Here is a 14949-nt window from a genome sequence, read left to right as displayed (position 1 = left end):
ATTCCCACGCGGAGCGTGGGAACGAGCGTTGCTCACCTAGCCCGGATCGCGGAAGCCCGGATGAAAGTCTTTCGGCACCGAAACGCTGACGCTGTTACGGGTCGCGATGTCGATGCCTTCGCTGGCCACTTCGGCCAGAAAGTCGATCTGCTCAGGCGTAATCACGTACGGCGGCAGGAAATACACCACGCTGCCCAATGGACGAAGTAAAGCACCGCGCTCCAATGCATGCTGGAACACCTTCAAGCCGCGACGTTCCTGCCACGGATAAGCTTCTTTCGTTGCTTTGTCCTTGACCATCTCGATGGCCAGCACCATGCCGGTCTGGCGCACTTCCGACACATTCGGGTGATCGACCAGATGCGCGGTGGAGGAGGCCATGCGCTGCGCCAGGGCTTTGTTGTTTTCGATGACGTTGTCTTCTTCGAAGATATCCAGCGTCGCCAAGGCTGCCGCGCACGCCAGCGGATTGCCGGTGTAGCTGTGCGAATGCAGAAAGGCGCGCAGGGTCGGGTAGTCGTCGTAGAAAGCGCTGTAGACATCGTCGGTCGTCACGCACGCCGCCAGCGGCAGATAACCGCCGGTCAGGGCCTTGGACAGGCAGAGGAAGTCCGGACGGATGCCCGCCTGCTCACAGGCAAACATCGTCCCGGTGCGGCCGAAGCCGACGGCGATTTCGTCGTGGATCAGGTGCACGCCGTAGCGGTCGCAGGCTTCGCGCAGCAGTTTGAGGTACACCGGGTGATACATGCGCATGCCGCCGGCGCCCTGGATCAGCGGCTCTACGATCACCGCGGCGACGGTATCGTGATGCTCGGCCAGGGTCTGTTCCATGGCGGCGAACATGTTGCGCGAGTGTTCTTCCCAGCTCATGCCTTCGGGGCGCAGGTAGCAATCGGGACTCGGCACCTTGATGGTATCGAGCAGCAGCGCCTTGTAGGTCTCGGTAAACAGCGGCACGTCGCCCACCGACATCGCCGCCATGGTTTCGCCGTGGTAGCTGTTGGTCAGGGTGACGAAGCGCTTCTTGTTCGGCTGGCCGCGGTTGAGCCAGTAGTGAAAGCTCATCTTCAGCGCGACTTCGATGCAGGACGAACCGTTATCGGCGTAGAAGCATCGGGTCAGGCCTTCCGGGGTCATCTTCACCAGGCGCTCGGACAGCTCGATCACCGGCTGATGGCTGAAACCGGCCAGAATCACGTGCTCCAGCTGGTCGACCTGATCCTTGATGCGCTGGTTGATGCGCGGGTTGGCGTGGCCAAACACGTTGACCCACCAGGAGCTGACAGCGTCGAGGTAGCGTTTGCCTTCGAAGTCTTCCAGCCAAACGCCTTCACCGCGCTTGATCGGGATCAGCGGCAGCTGTTCGTGGTCTTTCATCTGGGTGCAGGGATGCCACAACACGGCGAGATCGCGTTGCATCCACTGATTATTCAGGCCCATTTTCAGTCTCCTCGAGGCGGCTCGCGACAGGCGCGGGCAAACAATCGCGCAAGCCTATGCAATGCGTCGCCTGGGGACAACCTATTGTGTGGTTTGAACTACTTTGTATAGGGAGATAGACGTCGCTGGCGGCCTTTTGATGGCTGACGTATTCTTCGCGGTTCTTTGAGTCGTCTGGCTCCTAAAACCGCTATTTCCTCGTGTATTTCCGGAGTTCGCTGAATGTCTGCTGGTTGGCTGCGCGCCTGTGCGCTGGTGATGTTGGGGCTGTTCAGCGTATCTGCGCTGGCCAAGGATAAAACCGCGATCGTGATCGGCGGCGGGCTCTCAGGCCTGACTGCGGCTTACGAACTGCAGAACAAAGGCTGGCAGGTGACCCTGCTGGAAGCCAAGCCGAGCCTGGGCGGTCGCTCCGGCATGGCCACCAGTGAGTGGATCGGCAACGAAAAGACCCAGCCGGTCCTTAACAAATACGTATCGACCTTCAAGCTGAGCACCACGCCAGCCCCTGAATTCGTACGGACGCCGGGCTACCTGATCGACGGCGTGTATTACACCGCTGCCGACCTGGCGACCAAGGAACCGGCCACCAGCGATGCGCTCAAGCGCTACGAAAAAACCCTGGATGACCTGGCACGCTCGATTGAAGACCCACAGAATCCGGCCGCCAACAGCACCTTGTTCGCGCTGGACCAGATCAACGTGTCCAACTGGCTCGATCGTCTGAACCTGCCCGCCACTGCACGTCAGCTGGTGAATCAGCAGATCCGTACCCGTTATGACGAGCCTTCGCGCCTGTCGCTGCTGTACTTCGCACAGCAAAACCGCGTCTACCTTGGCGTCTCCGACCGTGACCTGCGCGCTTCGCGTCTGCTCGGTGGTAGCCCGGTGTTGGCCCAGGCCCTCGTCAAACAGCTGAAAACCATCAAGACCAGTTCCCCGGTGTCGAGCATCACGCAGGACAAGGACGGCGTGACTGTCAAAGTCGGCAGCGTTGGCTATCAGGCGGATTACGTCGTGGTTGCCGTGCCATTGCGTGCCCTGAGCAAGATCCAGATGACCCCGTCCCTGGATGCTCAACACATGGGCGCCATCAACGGCACCAACTACGGCTGGCGCGACCAGATCATGCTGAAGTTCAAGACGCCTGTGTGGGAAAGCAAGGCGCGCATGTCCGGTGAGATCTACAGCAACACCGGCCTGGGCATGTTGTGGGTCGAGCCGGCCCTGAAGGGCGGCGCCAACGTGGTGATCAACATTTCCGGCGACAACGCGCGGGTGATGCAGGCCTTCGGCGACAAGCAGATGGCCGATCAGGTGCTGATTCGTCTGCACGCGTTTTATCCACAGGCACGTGGTTCGTTTACCGGTTATGAAATCCGCCGCTACAGCACCGACCCGTCGATGGGTGGCGCTTACCTGGCCTTCGGTCCGGGCCAGATCAGCAAATACTGGCGCTTGTGGGAACGTCCGCTGCAACGCGTAGCGTTCGCCGGTGAGCACACTGACACCTTGTACCCGGGCACTCTGGAAGGCGCATTGCGCACCGGTCAGCGTGCAGCCAGTCAGGTTGAAGACCTGGCCGCCGGCAAATCGTTTGAGCCGGCGAAGGTGGTTCCGGCAGCGACGGCTGTGGCGGCCGGCGCAGTGGCGGCGAAGAAAGGCAACTTCTTCACCAACCTGTTCAGTGGTTCGTCGAGTGATGACAAGAAACCGGAGCCGGTCAAGGCACCAGAGCCTGTAACCCCGCCAGCACCGACGCCTGCTCCAGTGCCAACACCGGCCCCTGCGCCAGTGGAAGCACCAAAGCCTCCTGTGGCACCGGTCAAAGCCGAACCCGCTAAAAAAGCCGCAACTAAACATGCTACGAAGAAGCCGGCGGCCAAAACCGAGGCTAAAAAGGCAGCGGCCAAACCCGCGGCCAAGAAACCCGCGGCTAAACCTGATGCGACTGCCCCGGCAGCGACTGAAACCAAAGCGCAGTAAGGCTTTGGGGTGAAGAAAAGCGCGGCACAGATGCCGCGCTTTTTTTATGCCCGAAGAAAACCAGGTGCAAGGAATCGAATAAACCGAGTGGCGCAGGTGTTCATTAGGTGGACTTCAATTTTTTCGACATATTGGGTCTTTAATCTTTCCTTAACGGATGCCTTACAGACTCTTGATCGTATTTCTCGATATTTCAAAGCGAAATTTTCCGCTTTAATTCGATAAGTAAATCGATAGTCTTGGGCCAGCACTTACAGGGACTCGGCAATGCAACTACGAAACTCTACTTCTCGCTACGGCTGGGTCAGCATCTTCATGCACTGGGGCGTAGCGCTGGCAGTGTTTGGTTTGTTCGGCCTGGGTTTGTGGATGGTCGGTCTCGGCTACTACGATCCTTGGCGCAAGGCAGGACCGGATCTGCACAAGAGCATCGGTTTGATCTTGCTGGGTGTCATGATATTGCGCGTGTTGTGGCGTTTCATCAGCCCACCGCCGCCTACGCTGAGCAGTTACAGCCGCATGACGCGCCTTGGCGCCAAGTTGGGACATGCCTTTTTGTATCTCTGTCTGTTCGCTGTGATGATTGCCGGTTACCTGATTTCCACCGCCGAAGGTGTCGGGATTCCGGTGTTTGACTGGTTTGAAGTGCCTGCACTGGTTTCCGGGCTACCGGACCAGGCAGATAACGCAGGTGCGATTCATCTCTACCTGGCCTGGTTGCTGGTGATTTTCTCCGGTCTCCATGCGTTGGCAGCATTGAAGCACCACTTTATCGATCGTGATGTGACCCTGAAACGAATGCTGGGTCGTAAAGCCTGACGTTCAACTTAGCCCCTCAAGGAATACAAGACATGTTGAAAAAGACTCTCGCCGCTCTGGCAATCGGTTCTGCACTGTTGTCCGCCAACGTGATGGCGGCTGACTACGTTGTCGACAAAACCGGGCAGCACGCCTTCGTTGACTTCAAGATCAGCCACCTGGGCTACAGCTACATCACCGGTACCTTCAAGGACATCGACGGCAAGTTCAGTTTCGACGCTGCCAAGCCTGAAGACAGCAAGATCGAGTTCAACGTGAACACCGCCAGCGTGTTTACCAACAACGCTGAACGCGACAAGCACATCTCCAGCAAAGACTTCTTGAAAGTGGCTGATTTCCCTAAAGCCACGTTCGTGTCCACCAGCGTTAAAACCACCGGCAAAAACGCCGACGGTAAAGTCACTGCCGACGTGGCCGGCGACCTGACCATTGCGGGTGTCACCAAGCCAGTTGTGGTCAAGGCCACTTTCCTGGGTGAAGGCAAGGATCCATGGGGCGGCTACCGTGCAGGCTTTGAAGGCACTACCAGCATCAAGCGTTCTGATTTCGGCAAGATGATGGACCTGGGTCCACAGTCCGATGCTGTTGAACTGTACGTCACCTTTGAAGGTGTCAAAGCGAAGTAACTCTTTCGCCTGACACAAAAACGCCCCTGGCCTCACGGTCAGGGGCGTTTTTTATTGCCTGCCGAAAGAATTGGCACCGCAGATCCCTTGTGGGAGCGAGCTTGCCCGCGATGGCGGACTTCCATTCAACATCGATGCTGAATGTGATGGCCTCATCGCGAGCAAGCTCGCTCCCACAGTGGGTTAGTGTCGGCCAGAAAAAATGCCCCGGATCTTGCGATCAGGGGCATTTTTCATTGCGGCGATAACTCAGCGATTGCGGGTCAGCAAGGCTGGTTTTTCACCGCGAGGACGGCCTGGCAGTTGATCAAGTTGCTCAGGAGTCGGGAAACGATCGGTTTTCGACTCCTTGTGAATGATCTTCGGTGCCGGGCCGCGCGGGTTTTGCACGGCTGGTTCCGAACGCGGCTGATCGTCACGAGCCGGGCGGCGGTTGCGGGACTCTTCACGACGGGCCTGGCCGTCACGTGGAGCGCCGTTGCGTGGGCCGCTGCGCTTGGCTGGCGGTGTGCCAGTGGTTGCGCCGTCGCTGCTGCGTGGACCGCTTTGGCGACCTTGAGGCTTGCCGCCCGTGCGCGGAGCACCTGCGCCAGCTGCCGCGCCTTGTGCCGGAGCACCCGGACGGCGGCCACGGCCCTGGGCCGGTTTGGCCTGAGGCACGTAATCGACGCGGTTACCGAAGTTGTCCACGTCGTCGTCCAGGAACTCGTCCGGGGCACGATCAGCGGCGGCGCGTGGCGCCGGACGCTGTTGCTCGCGAGCCGGTGTGCCTTCGCGTGGCTTGTGTTCACGGGCCGGGCGATCGCCGCGACCGGTGGCCGCCGGTTTTTCCTTGCCGCCCTTGTCCTTGCCCTTGTCTTTACGACCGCCGCCACCGCCAGTGCCGGTCGGACCGTCGCCGCGCGGGCCACGTGGGTTGCGCGGGTTACGCACATCCGGACGCTCGCGGACTTCAGGTTTCTCGGCTTCTACGGCGCTGGAGTCGAAGCCCATCAGATTGCCGTCGGCAATCTTTTGCTTGGTCATGCGCTCGATGCTTTTGAGCAGCTTTTCTTCGTCGGGAGCGACCAGCGAGATCGCCTCGCCCGAACGACCGGCACGGCCAGTACGGCCGATACGGTGGACGTAATCTTCATCGACGTTCGGCAGTTCGAAGTTGACCACGTGCGGCAACTGGTCGATGTCCAGACCGCGAGCGGCGATGTCGGTGGCGACCAGGATGCGCACTTCGCCAGCCTTGAAGTCGGCCAGGGCTTTGGTGCGTGCGTTCTGGCTCTTGTTGCCGTGGATCGCGACGGCGGAGAGGCCGTGTTTGTCCAGGTACTCGGCCAGGCGGTTGGCGCCGTGCTTGGTGCGGGTGAACACCAGCACCTGTTCCCAGGCGCCTGCGGTGATCAAATGCGCCAGCAGCGAACGCTTGTGGTTGGCCGGCAGACGGAATACGCGCTGTTCGATGCGCTCGACCGTGGTGTTCGGCGGCGTGACTTCAATGCGTTCCGGGTTATGCAGCAGCTTGCCGGCAAGGTCGGTGATGTCTTTGGAGAACGTCGCCGAGAACAGCAGGTTCTGACGTTTGCTCGGCAGACGGGCCAGGACCTTCTTCACGTCATGGACAAAGCCCATGTCGAGCATGCGGTCGGCTTCGTCCAGCACGAGGATTTCCACGTGGGACAAATCGACGCTGCCTTGGCCGGCGAGGTCGAGCAGGCGGCCAGGGCAGGCCACCAGCACGTCGACACCACGGGACATGGCCTGAACCTGTGGGTTCATGCCGACGCCGCCGAAGATGCAGGCGCTGACGAACTTCAGGTCACGGGCATAGACCTTGAAGCTCTCGTGCACTTGAGCCGCGAGTTCGCGGGTAGGGGTCAGGACCAATACGCGTGGTTGGCGCGGGCCGTGACGCTGGGATTTGTCCGGGTGACCGTTGGGGAACAACCGCTCCAGAATCGGAAGGGCAAAGCCGCCGGTTTTACCAGTACCTGTCTGTGCCGCGACCATCAGGTCGCGACCTTGCAACACGGCGGGAATGGCCCGCTGTTGCACCGGAGTAGGCTCGGTATAGCCCGCTGCCTCGATGGCGCGGACTAAAGCCTCGGAGAGACCGAGGGAAGCAAAGGACATGAGTAATCCTGTTTTAGTTAGGGCTTGGCCCAATGGGAGTCTTGCCTGGCGCGAATGGCGTTTAAGAGGAACGCAATCCCGTCCGGTCCTGCTGGGTTTCGAAGGCTCGTCTGGAGCGCTCGCGCGGGCTGAAAAGCTGCGCTGTAGCGGGGTCGAGATGCCTTGAACGATTCCGAGCGTCCGGGCGTGAGCCTGGCGGGAAGGCCGGAGTATAACAGAGCAATCACTGCGCGCCGCTTTCCTGCTGCTCAACGGTTTTTACGGTGGTCGAGGAGGCGCTGGCCGCTTTCACACTGTTGACCGGATCGGCGCCGTAACGGGCGCTCAGCTCAGCGTAGGCGGGCTCGCGCTTGAAGCGCTTGAGTTCGGCACCGAAGCGCTGCACCAGCAAATCCATGCCGGCATTGCGGCGTACCGCCAAAAACTGGCTCTGGTGGCTGATGACGGTGGGGTTTTCAGTGATCTTGTCGCGGATGCCCAGTTCATCGAGCAAATGCTGACCGACCCGGCGATCAGTGATCAGCAGGTCGATGCGCCCACGCACCAGCTTGCCGAAGTTGGCTTCGTGAGTCGGCGCCGGTTCCCGTGTGAACAAGGTCGATTCCCTGAAGTCCTGGCTGTACAGATAACCGGGCGAGGTGCCGATGGTCAGGCCTTTGAGGTCGTCCAGGGTGCGGAATGGATGCGGGTGCTCGTTGGCGTAGAACATCACGAACTCGACTTCCGACAGCGGTTCGCTGGGGTAGAGCAACGTCGCGTCGCGTTCGTCACTGTGGAAAATATCCAGCGCACCGTCCGCTTGACCCGTTTCAAGCATTGAAAGGCAGCGTTTCCACGGCAGGAACTGCCAGTCCACCTCGATCCCCAGTCGTTTGAAGACAATGGCCGTGGTTTCGTAATCCAGGCCCAGGGATTTGCCATTTTCCTCATACACGTACGGCGCCCACGGTTCCGTGACAATGCGCAGCTTCTCGCCCCGGGCGGCAAAGCTCAGGCAAGTGAAAACAAACAGGGTGAGTAACTGCGCGATTAGAGGCATGGCTTGAGATTACGACGAGAAACCATAAAGAGCCAGAAACTGGATCCAGAAGCTCTGGCTCGGGGCGCATTCCATAAAAAAGGCCCTGGGTTTCGCCAGAGCCTTATTGGAGTGCTGCACTGTTTCAGCGCGGCAACTTCAGGTTGTTCCACACCGCCAGACTCGCTTCAGCCTGATTCAGTGTGTAGAAGTGCAGGCCCGGTGCGCCACCTTGCAACAGACGTTCGCACATTTCGGTGATGACTTGCTCACCAAAGCGTTGAATGCTCTGGGTGTCGTCGCCGTAGGCTTCCAGTTGCTTGCGGATCCAGCGCGGGATTTCCGCACCGCAGGCGTCGGAGAAGCGCGCGAGCTTGCTGTAGTTGGTGATCGGCATGATGCCTGGCACGATCGGGATGTTCACGCCCTTCGCCCGTACACGCTCGACGAAGTAGAAGTAGCTGTCGGCGTTGAAGAAGTACTGGGTGATGGCGCTGTTGGCGCCAGCGTTGGCCTTGCGCACGAAGTTGTTCAGATCGTCTTCGAAATTGCGCGCTTGCGGATGCATTTCCGGGTAGGCGGCGACTTCGATATGGAAATGATCACCGGTTTCTTCACGAATGAATTCAACCAGGTCGTTGGCGTGGCGCAATTCGCCGCTGGCCATGCCCATGCCCGACGGCAGGTCACCGCGCAGGGCAACGATACGGGTGATGCCTGCCGCCTTGTACTGGGCCAGCAGACCGCGCAAGTCGTTTTTGCTGTCGCCAACGCAGGACAAATGCGGTGCGGCAGGGACTTTGACTTCGCTTTCGAGCTGCAACACGGTGTTTAGCGTGCGATCACGGGTCGAACCACCAGCGCCGTAGGTGCAAGAGAAGAAGTCAGGATTGTAGGTCGCCAGATGACGGGCCGTAGCAATCAGTTTTTCATGCCCAGCATCGGTCTTCGTAGGGAAGAACTCGAAGCTGTAGCGACGTTCTTGGGACATGGGAATACCCTTTGCAATCGCAAAAGGCGGGCCGGTGATGGCCGGTCCGCCTGGTCAGGATCGGCGGGCGCAAAGCCCGCCGGGTCCAATCAGTAGCGGTAAGCGTGAGGCTTGAACGGGCCTTCGACGGTCACGCCGATGTAATCGGCCTGGGTCTTGGTCAGTCGAGTCACTACGCCGCCGAAACCGCGGACCATTTCCAGGGCCACTTCTTCGTCGAGCTTCTTCGGCAGTACTTCAACGGTCAGGCGCTCGGCTTTCTGGGCTGGCGACAGGTCGGCGTACTTTTGACCGAACAGGAAGATCTGAGCCAGCACCTGGTTGGCGAACGAACCGTCCATGATGCGGCTTGGGTGACCGGTGGCGTTACCCAGGTTAACCAGACGGCCTTCGGCCAGCAGGATCAGGTAGTCGTCGTTCTGGGCGTCGAACGCGCCAGGACCGGTACGGTGGATTTTGTGAACCTGTGGCTTCACTTCTTCCCATGCCCAGTTCTTGCGCATGAAAGCGGTGTCGATTTCGTTGTCGAAGTGGCCGATGTTGCAGACAACAGCGCGCTTCTTCAGGGCTTTGAGCATGTTCGCGTCGCAAACATTGACGTTGCCGGTGGTGGTCACGATCAGGTCGATCTTGCCCAGCAAGGCTTTGTCGATGCTGGCTTCGGTGCCGTCGTTGATGCCGTCGATGAACGGCGAAACCAGTTCGTAGCCGTCCATGCAGGCTTGCATGGCGCAGATCGGGTCGACTTCGGAGACTTTAACGATCATGCCTTCCTGACGCAGGGACTGGGCGGAACCCTTGCCCACGTCACCGTAACCGATGACCAGCGCTTGCTTGCCGGACAACAAGTGGTCGGTGCCGCGCTTGATCGCATCGTTCAGGCTATGACGGCAGCCGTACTTGTTGTCGTTCTTGGACTTGGTCACCGAGTCGTTGACGTTGATGGCCGGGATTTTCAGCTCGCCCTTGGCCAGCATGTCCAGCAGGCGGTGAACGCCAGTGGTGGTTTCTTCGGTCACGCCGTGGACGCGGTCCAGGATGGCCGGGTATTTCTTGTGCAGCAGCTCGGTCAGGTCGCCGCCGTCGTCGAGGATCATGTTGGCATCCCAAGGCGCGCCATCTTTGAGGATGGTTTGCTCCAGGCACCACTCGTACTCTGCTTCAGTCTCGCCTTTCCAGGCGAAAACCGGGATGCCGGCAGCGGCGATAGCGGCAGCGGCCTGGTCTTGAGTCGAGAAAATGTTGCAGGACGACCAGCGTACTTCGGCACCCAGGGCAACCAGGGTTTCGATCAGCACGGCAGTCTGAATGGTCATGTGGATGCAGCCGAGGATTTTCGCGCCTTTGAGCGGCTGCTCACCGGCGTATTTGCGGCGCAGACCCATCAGGGCAGGCATTTCGGATTCGGCGATGATGGTTTCGCGACGGCCCCAGGCAGCCAGGGACATGTCGGCCACTTTGTAATCGTTAAAATCTGCAGGCGTGATAACAGCGCTCATGAAGAGCCTCCATTCGTAATGTATGCGAATGGGCGCCGTTGTGCGTTTAGTGTCCGGCCGATCATGGCCAGTCAACGCCCCATCCGAGCCTGACAGGTCGAACCTGCTGCAGCGCCCCTCGGACAGGTGGCGGGAAAACGGTATCAGTGCAACGTTACCGTTTTGAAACGGTGGCGATTATAGCCGTCTAGACTGATCTTCCAAAGGGTTTCTGTCGGCCAGATGAAGATCGCTAATGGCGACCATAGTAGAAGCCGCATGGAGCATGACCGCTCAGTCTGCCAAGATGGCGCCAATATTCGGCAAGACGCTCAGGAGTGAAGATGAATTTCCACACCCGCAAATGGGTAAAACCCGAAGACCTGAACCCCAACGGCACCCTGTTCGGCGGCAGCCTGCTGCGCTGGATCGACGAAGAAGCGGCGATCTACGCCATCGTCCAGTTGGGCAATCAGCGCGTGGTGACCAAGTACATTTCCGAGATCAACTTCGTCAGCGCCTCGCGCCAGGGCGACATCATTGAACTGGGGATCACCGCCACCGAATTTGGCCGCACCTCGATTACCCTGACCTGCGAAGTGCGCAACAAGATCACCCGCAAGAGCATCCTGACCGTCGAGCGGATGGTCTTCGTCAACCTCGGCGAAGACGGGCTGCCGGCACCGCACGGGCGCACCGAGATCAAGTACGTCAAAGACCAGTTCAAGGAAGATGAATTGGTCACCAAGTAACCTCGGCGGCGGCTGATCGTTGATCGTTCCCACGCTTTGCGTGGGAATGCAGCCCGGGACGCTCCGCGTCCCAAGAGCGGACGCAGAGCGTCCATTGAGGCATTCCCGCGCAGAGTATGAGAACGATCTGTTGAGGGCAGTGAACAGCTCCGAACCCCGCGTGTCGTACCTTCATGACACACCACTGGTTCCGGAGCTTTATGGACACGCAAAAAGACGGCAAGACCCCGAACCTCTCGCCTGAAGAGCAGCAAGACGTCGACAGGAACCAGCCGCCGCGCGCGGCGGTGCTGCACGAGATCATTCGCACCCAGGGCGATCAGGAGCTGGAACGCAGTGTCGCTGCCTTGTGGTGGTCGGCGTTGGCTGCCGGCCTGACCATGGGGTTGTCGTTGATGGCCATGGGGCTGCTCAACTCTCGCTTGCCTGACGGCGAAGCCTTTAAAGTGATCGCCAGTTTCGGCTACTGCGCCGGGTTTCTCGCGGTCATCCTCGCCCGTCAGCAATTGTTCACCGAAAACACCCTGACGGCCGTGCTGCCAATCATGACCAAACCCACCTTGAGCAATGTCGGCCGGTTGCTGCGCTTGTGGAGCGTCGTGCTGGTCGGCAACCTCTGTGGGACCTTGCTGGTGGCCTACGTGATGTTGCATTTGCCGATTTTCGACAGCAAGACCGACCTGGCCTTTCTCGAGATCGGTCGCAAGATCATGGAAAACAGCGCCAGCCAGATGTTCGCCAAAGGCATCGTCTCGGGCTGGATGATTGCCACCATGGTCTGGATGATTCCCTCCATGGAAAGCGCCAAGATGTGGATCATCATCCTCATCACCTACCTGATGGCGCTGGGGGATTTCACCCATATCGTGGTCGGGTCTGCCGAGGTTTCTTACCTGGTGTTTGCTGGCGAGTTGCCGTGGAAGGATTTCTGGCTGGTGTTTGCCGGACCAACACTGGCGGGCAACATCATCGGCGGCAGCTTCATCTTCGCGCTGATCAGCCATGCGCAGATCCGCAGCGAAAGCGGACCGCCGAAGAACACTGCGAATCAGGGCTCGGCCCCGAATTCGCAGAAACGCAAAAACTGATCAGTGATGCTCGGCCTGTGCCGCTGGCGCAGGCTCATCCCGGGTCACGTACTTGACCAGTTTGCCAATGCTCAGGCCCTGCAACAGGATCGATGACAGCACCACGATGTAGGTGATGCTCAGCAGCAAGTCACGCTCCGGTCCCAACGGCAGGGCCAGGGCGAGCGCAACCGAAACACCGCCGCGCAAACCACCCCAGGTCAGAATCCGGATCGTTCCGCGCGGCACCGTGCGCCAGCGCCGCAGCAGCAAGATGGCAGGTGCGACTGTCAACAGGCGCGACAGCAGAATCGCCAGCGCCAGCAAACCCGCGGCCAGCGCATGCAGCCAACTGAACGGCAGCAGCAACAATTCCATGCCGATCAGGGCGAACAGCAGGGCGTTGAGCATGTCGTCGAGCAATTCCCAGAAACCGTCCAGGTACTTTCGGGTCATGTCGTTCATCGCCAGGTTGCGGCCCAGGTTGCCGATGATCAGCCCGGCGACCACCATCGCGATCGGTGCGGACACATGCAGCTCCGACGCCATGGCCGAACCGCCGATCACCAGCGCCAGGGTCAGCATGACTTCGATCTGATGCTGCTCGATGCTGTTGATCATCAGGTACACCAGATAGCCAATCAGCCCACCGAACAGCACGCCGCCAATCGCCTCATGAGCGAACAGCATCGCCGTGGCGCCGACGGTCGGGGTTTCGCCGAGTTGAGCAATGCCCAGCAGCACGGTGAAGACCACCACGGCGGTGCCGTCGTTGAACAGCGACTCACCGACGATGGTGGTTTTCAGCGGCTTGGACGCATTGGCGGTCCGTAGCACGCCGAGCACTGCGATCGGGTCGGTGGGAGAAATCAACGCACCGAACAGCAGGCAATAGAGGAAGCTCACGTGCCAGCCGAACAGGGCAAAAATGTAATAGGCGAGGCTGCCAATCACTGCGGTGGCGATCAATACGCCGAACGTCGCCAGCAAGCCGATGGGCCAGCGGTAGTCGCGCAGGTCATTGAGGTTGACGTGCAGGGCGCCGGCAAACAGCAGGAAGGACAGCATCCAGTTCATCAACAGATCGCCAAAGTCGATCTGGCTGATCAACTGCTGGATCCGATCTTCGAGGCCGGGGTAACCGAGCAGACTCAGGCCTTGCAGCAGCAGGGAAAACATCAGGGCCGTGACCATCACGCCAATGGTCGGGGGCAGGCCGATGAAACGGAAGTTTACGTAGGTGAGGAGCGTGGTGAGGCAAATGAATGCAGCGACAAGTTCAAGCATCCGGGGTCCTTGGATGGGGGGTAGGAAATAGCGATTGCGTAAATCGGCAGGTTTACCGCGTCAGCTTCATCGCGAGCAGGCTCGCTCCCACAGGGATCTACGCAGTCCAAGCGGGAACGAGCTTGCACGACGCAATGGTTCAGCCGGACACATTGACCGCAGCCGCGCTGCGACGTTGCAGGTAAATAAAGAAAAGCGCGGTCAGCACGGTCAAGCCACTCACAAAGGCGCCGGTCCATGGCAGGTCCGCCAGATCCGCGCCGCTGGCCACCACGAGTCCGCCGATCCAAGCACCAGCCGCGTTGCCAAGATTGAAGGCGCTCTGGTTCAGCGTTGAGCCCAGGTTCGGTGCTTCATGCGCTTGGTCGATGATCAGCAATTGCAGGATCGGGCACAGTGCAAAAGCGAAGATGCCCCACAACACCAGCGTGATCGCCGCCGGAATGACCGAGTGGCTGGTCTGGCTGAAAGCCGCCAATACAACCGCTACGGCCAGCGCCATGCCCACCAGCGAGGGCAGCAATCGGCTGTCCGCCAAACGCCCGCCCAGCATGCTGCCCGCTGTCAGACCGACCCCAAACAACAGCAGCATGATGGTCACGCCATGCGGGCTGACACCGGTGATGTCCTGCAGGATCGGCGCGATGTAAGTGAACACGCTGAACAGACTGGTCGACGCCAGCACGCTCATGCCCAACGCCAACAACACATTGACCTTGCCCAGCACTTTGAACTCGCTGGCGAGGTTGGCCTTGTCCATTGCGATGTGCTTTGGCAGCCAGGCCCATTGTGCGATGGCCGCAATCACACCGATCACCGAGACCGCCCAGAACGTCGAGCGCCAGCCGGCGTATTGACCGAGCGCGGTGCCCAACGGCACGCCGAGCACGTTGGCCAGCGTCAGGCCGGTGAACATCATGGCAATCGCCTGCGCCCGCTTGTTCGGGGCGACCAGGCCCGCCGCAACCACCGAACCGATACCGAAGAACGCGCCGTGGCACAACGCAGTGACCACTCGCGCGGCCATCAACGTGGCGTAGTTCGGCGCCAGTGCGCACAGCACGTTGCCGAGGATGAACATCAGCGTCATGCCCAGCAGCGTGGCTTTTCGCGGCATGTTGGCGGTGCCGATCGCGAGGATCGGCGCGCCGAATACCACGCCCAGGGCGTAGCCGGTAATCAGCAAGCCTGCGTGGGGAATGCTCACGGCGAGGTCGCGGGCGACATCGGGGAGCAAACCCATGATGACGAATTCAGTGGTGCCGATGCCGAAGGCGGCAACAGCGAGGGCAAGCAAAGCGAGTGGCATGCGCAAGGTCTCTGTCGGTAGTCTTGACGCTCTGATCAGGCATACGCAT

At 59.9% G+C, this 14949-nt stretch carries 12 protein-coding genes and 1 riboswitch; of the genes, 5 read left to right on the top strand and 7 right to left on the bottom strand.

Going from position 1 to position 14949, the window contains the following annotated elements; all coding sequences use genetic code 11:
• Window positions 1–36: 36 nt before the first annotated feature.
• Entirely contained in the window at window positions 37–1443 is a 1407-nt protein-coding gene (locus tag QRN31_RS15045) for an adenosylmethionine--8-amino-7-oxononanoate transaminase (protein ID WP_285432781.1), read from the bottom strand.
• Window positions 1444–1665: 222 nt separating this feature from the next.
• Here QRN31_RS15045 and QRN31_RS15040 point away from each other — a divergent pair, with 222 nt between their 5' ends.
• From QRN31_RS15040 to QRN31_RS15030, 3 genes are all read left to right on the top strand, one after another.
• Window positions 1666–3429, top strand: coding sequence for a flavin monoamine oxidase family protein (locus QRN31_RS15040; protein WP_285432780.1), 1764 nt, complete (start codon window positions 1666–1668; stop codon window positions 3427–3429).
• A gap of 267 nt (window positions 3430–3696) precedes the next feature.
• Window positions 3697–4248, top strand: a complete 552-nt coding sequence (locus tag QRN31_RS15035) for a cytochrome b (RefSeq protein WP_285432779.1) — start codon at window positions 3697–3699, stop codon at window positions 4246–4248.
• Between the two features lie 32 nt (window positions 4249–4280).
• Window positions 4281–4874: a YceI family protein gene (locus tag QRN31_RS15030; protein WP_285432778.1), complete on the top strand. Its 594-nt coding sequence runs from the start codon at window positions 4281–4283 to the stop codon at window positions 4872–4874.
• A 249-nt stretch (window positions 4875–5123) separates the two neighbouring features.
• Here QRN31_RS15030 and rhlE2 read toward each other — a convergent pair whose 3' ends face one another.
• From rhlE2 to ahcY, 4 genes are all read right to left on the bottom strand, one after another.
• Complete coding sequence (rhlE2, locus tag QRN31_RS15025; RefSeq protein ID WP_208671069.1) at window positions 5124–6998, bottom strand: RNA helicase RhlE2; 1875 nt, start codon at window positions 6996–6998, stop codon at window positions 5124–5126.
• Window positions 6999–7221: 223 nt separating this feature from the next.
• Complete coding sequence (locus QRN31_RS15020) at window positions 7222–8037, bottom strand: substrate-binding periplasmic protein (protein WP_285432776.1); 816 nt, start codon at window positions 8035–8037, stop codon at window positions 7222–7224.
• Window positions 8038–8161: 124 nt separating this feature from the next.
• Window positions 8162–9007: a methylenetetrahydrofolate reductase [NAD(P)H] gene (metF, locus tag QRN31_RS15015; RefSeq protein ID WP_285432775.1), complete on the bottom strand. Its 846-nt coding sequence runs from the start codon at window positions 9005–9007 to the stop codon at window positions 8162–8164.
• 89 nt (window positions 9008–9096) lie between these two features.
• Window positions 9097–10506: an adenosylhomocysteinase gene (ahcY, locus tag QRN31_RS15010; protein WP_285432774.1), complete on the bottom strand. Its 1410-nt coding sequence runs from the start codon at window positions 10504–10506 to the stop codon at window positions 9097–9099.
• Between the two features lie 23 nt (window positions 10507–10529).
• Window positions 10530–10632, bottom strand: a riboswitch (S-adenosyl-L-homocysteine riboswitch).
• Between the two features lie 197 nt (window positions 10633–10829).
• Here ahcY and QRN31_RS15005 point away from each other — a divergent pair.
• Window positions 10830–11237: an acyl-CoA thioesterase gene (locus tag QRN31_RS15005; protein ID WP_090178712.1), complete on the top strand. Its 408-nt coding sequence runs from the start codon at window positions 10830–10832 to the stop codon at window positions 11235–11237.
• Window positions 11238–11437: 200 nt separating this feature from the next.
• Complete coding sequence (locus tag QRN31_RS15000) at window positions 11438–12325, top strand: formate/nitrite transporter family protein (protein ID WP_285432771.1); 888 nt, start codon at window positions 11438–11440, stop codon at window positions 12323–12325.
• Here QRN31_RS15000 and QRN31_RS14995 read toward each other — a convergent pair whose 3' ends face one another.
• Together QRN31_RS14995 and QRN31_RS14990 are read right to left on the bottom strand one after the other, a co-directional pair.
• Window positions 12326–13591 (bottom strand): cation:proton antiporter, encoded by a 1266-nt coding sequence (locus QRN31_RS14995; RefSeq protein WP_285432770.1) that lies wholly within the window; start codon window positions 13589–13591, stop codon window positions 12326–12328.
• Between the two features lie 139 nt (window positions 13592–13730).
• Window positions 13731–14900, bottom strand: a complete 1170-nt coding sequence (locus QRN31_RS14990) for an MFS transporter (protein ID WP_222588807.1) — start codon at window positions 14898–14900, stop codon at window positions 13731–13733.
• Window positions 14901–14949: the final 49 nt, after the last annotated feature.

This window comes from Pseudomonas sp. fls2-241-R2A-110, from assembly GCF_030209165.1.
Lineage (GTDB): Bacteria > Pseudomonadota > Gammaproteobacteria > Pseudomonadales > Pseudomonadaceae > Aquipseudomonas.
Note: the sequence above shows the minus strand (reverse complement) of the source record. Positions and strands in the feature narration are given on the sequence as shown.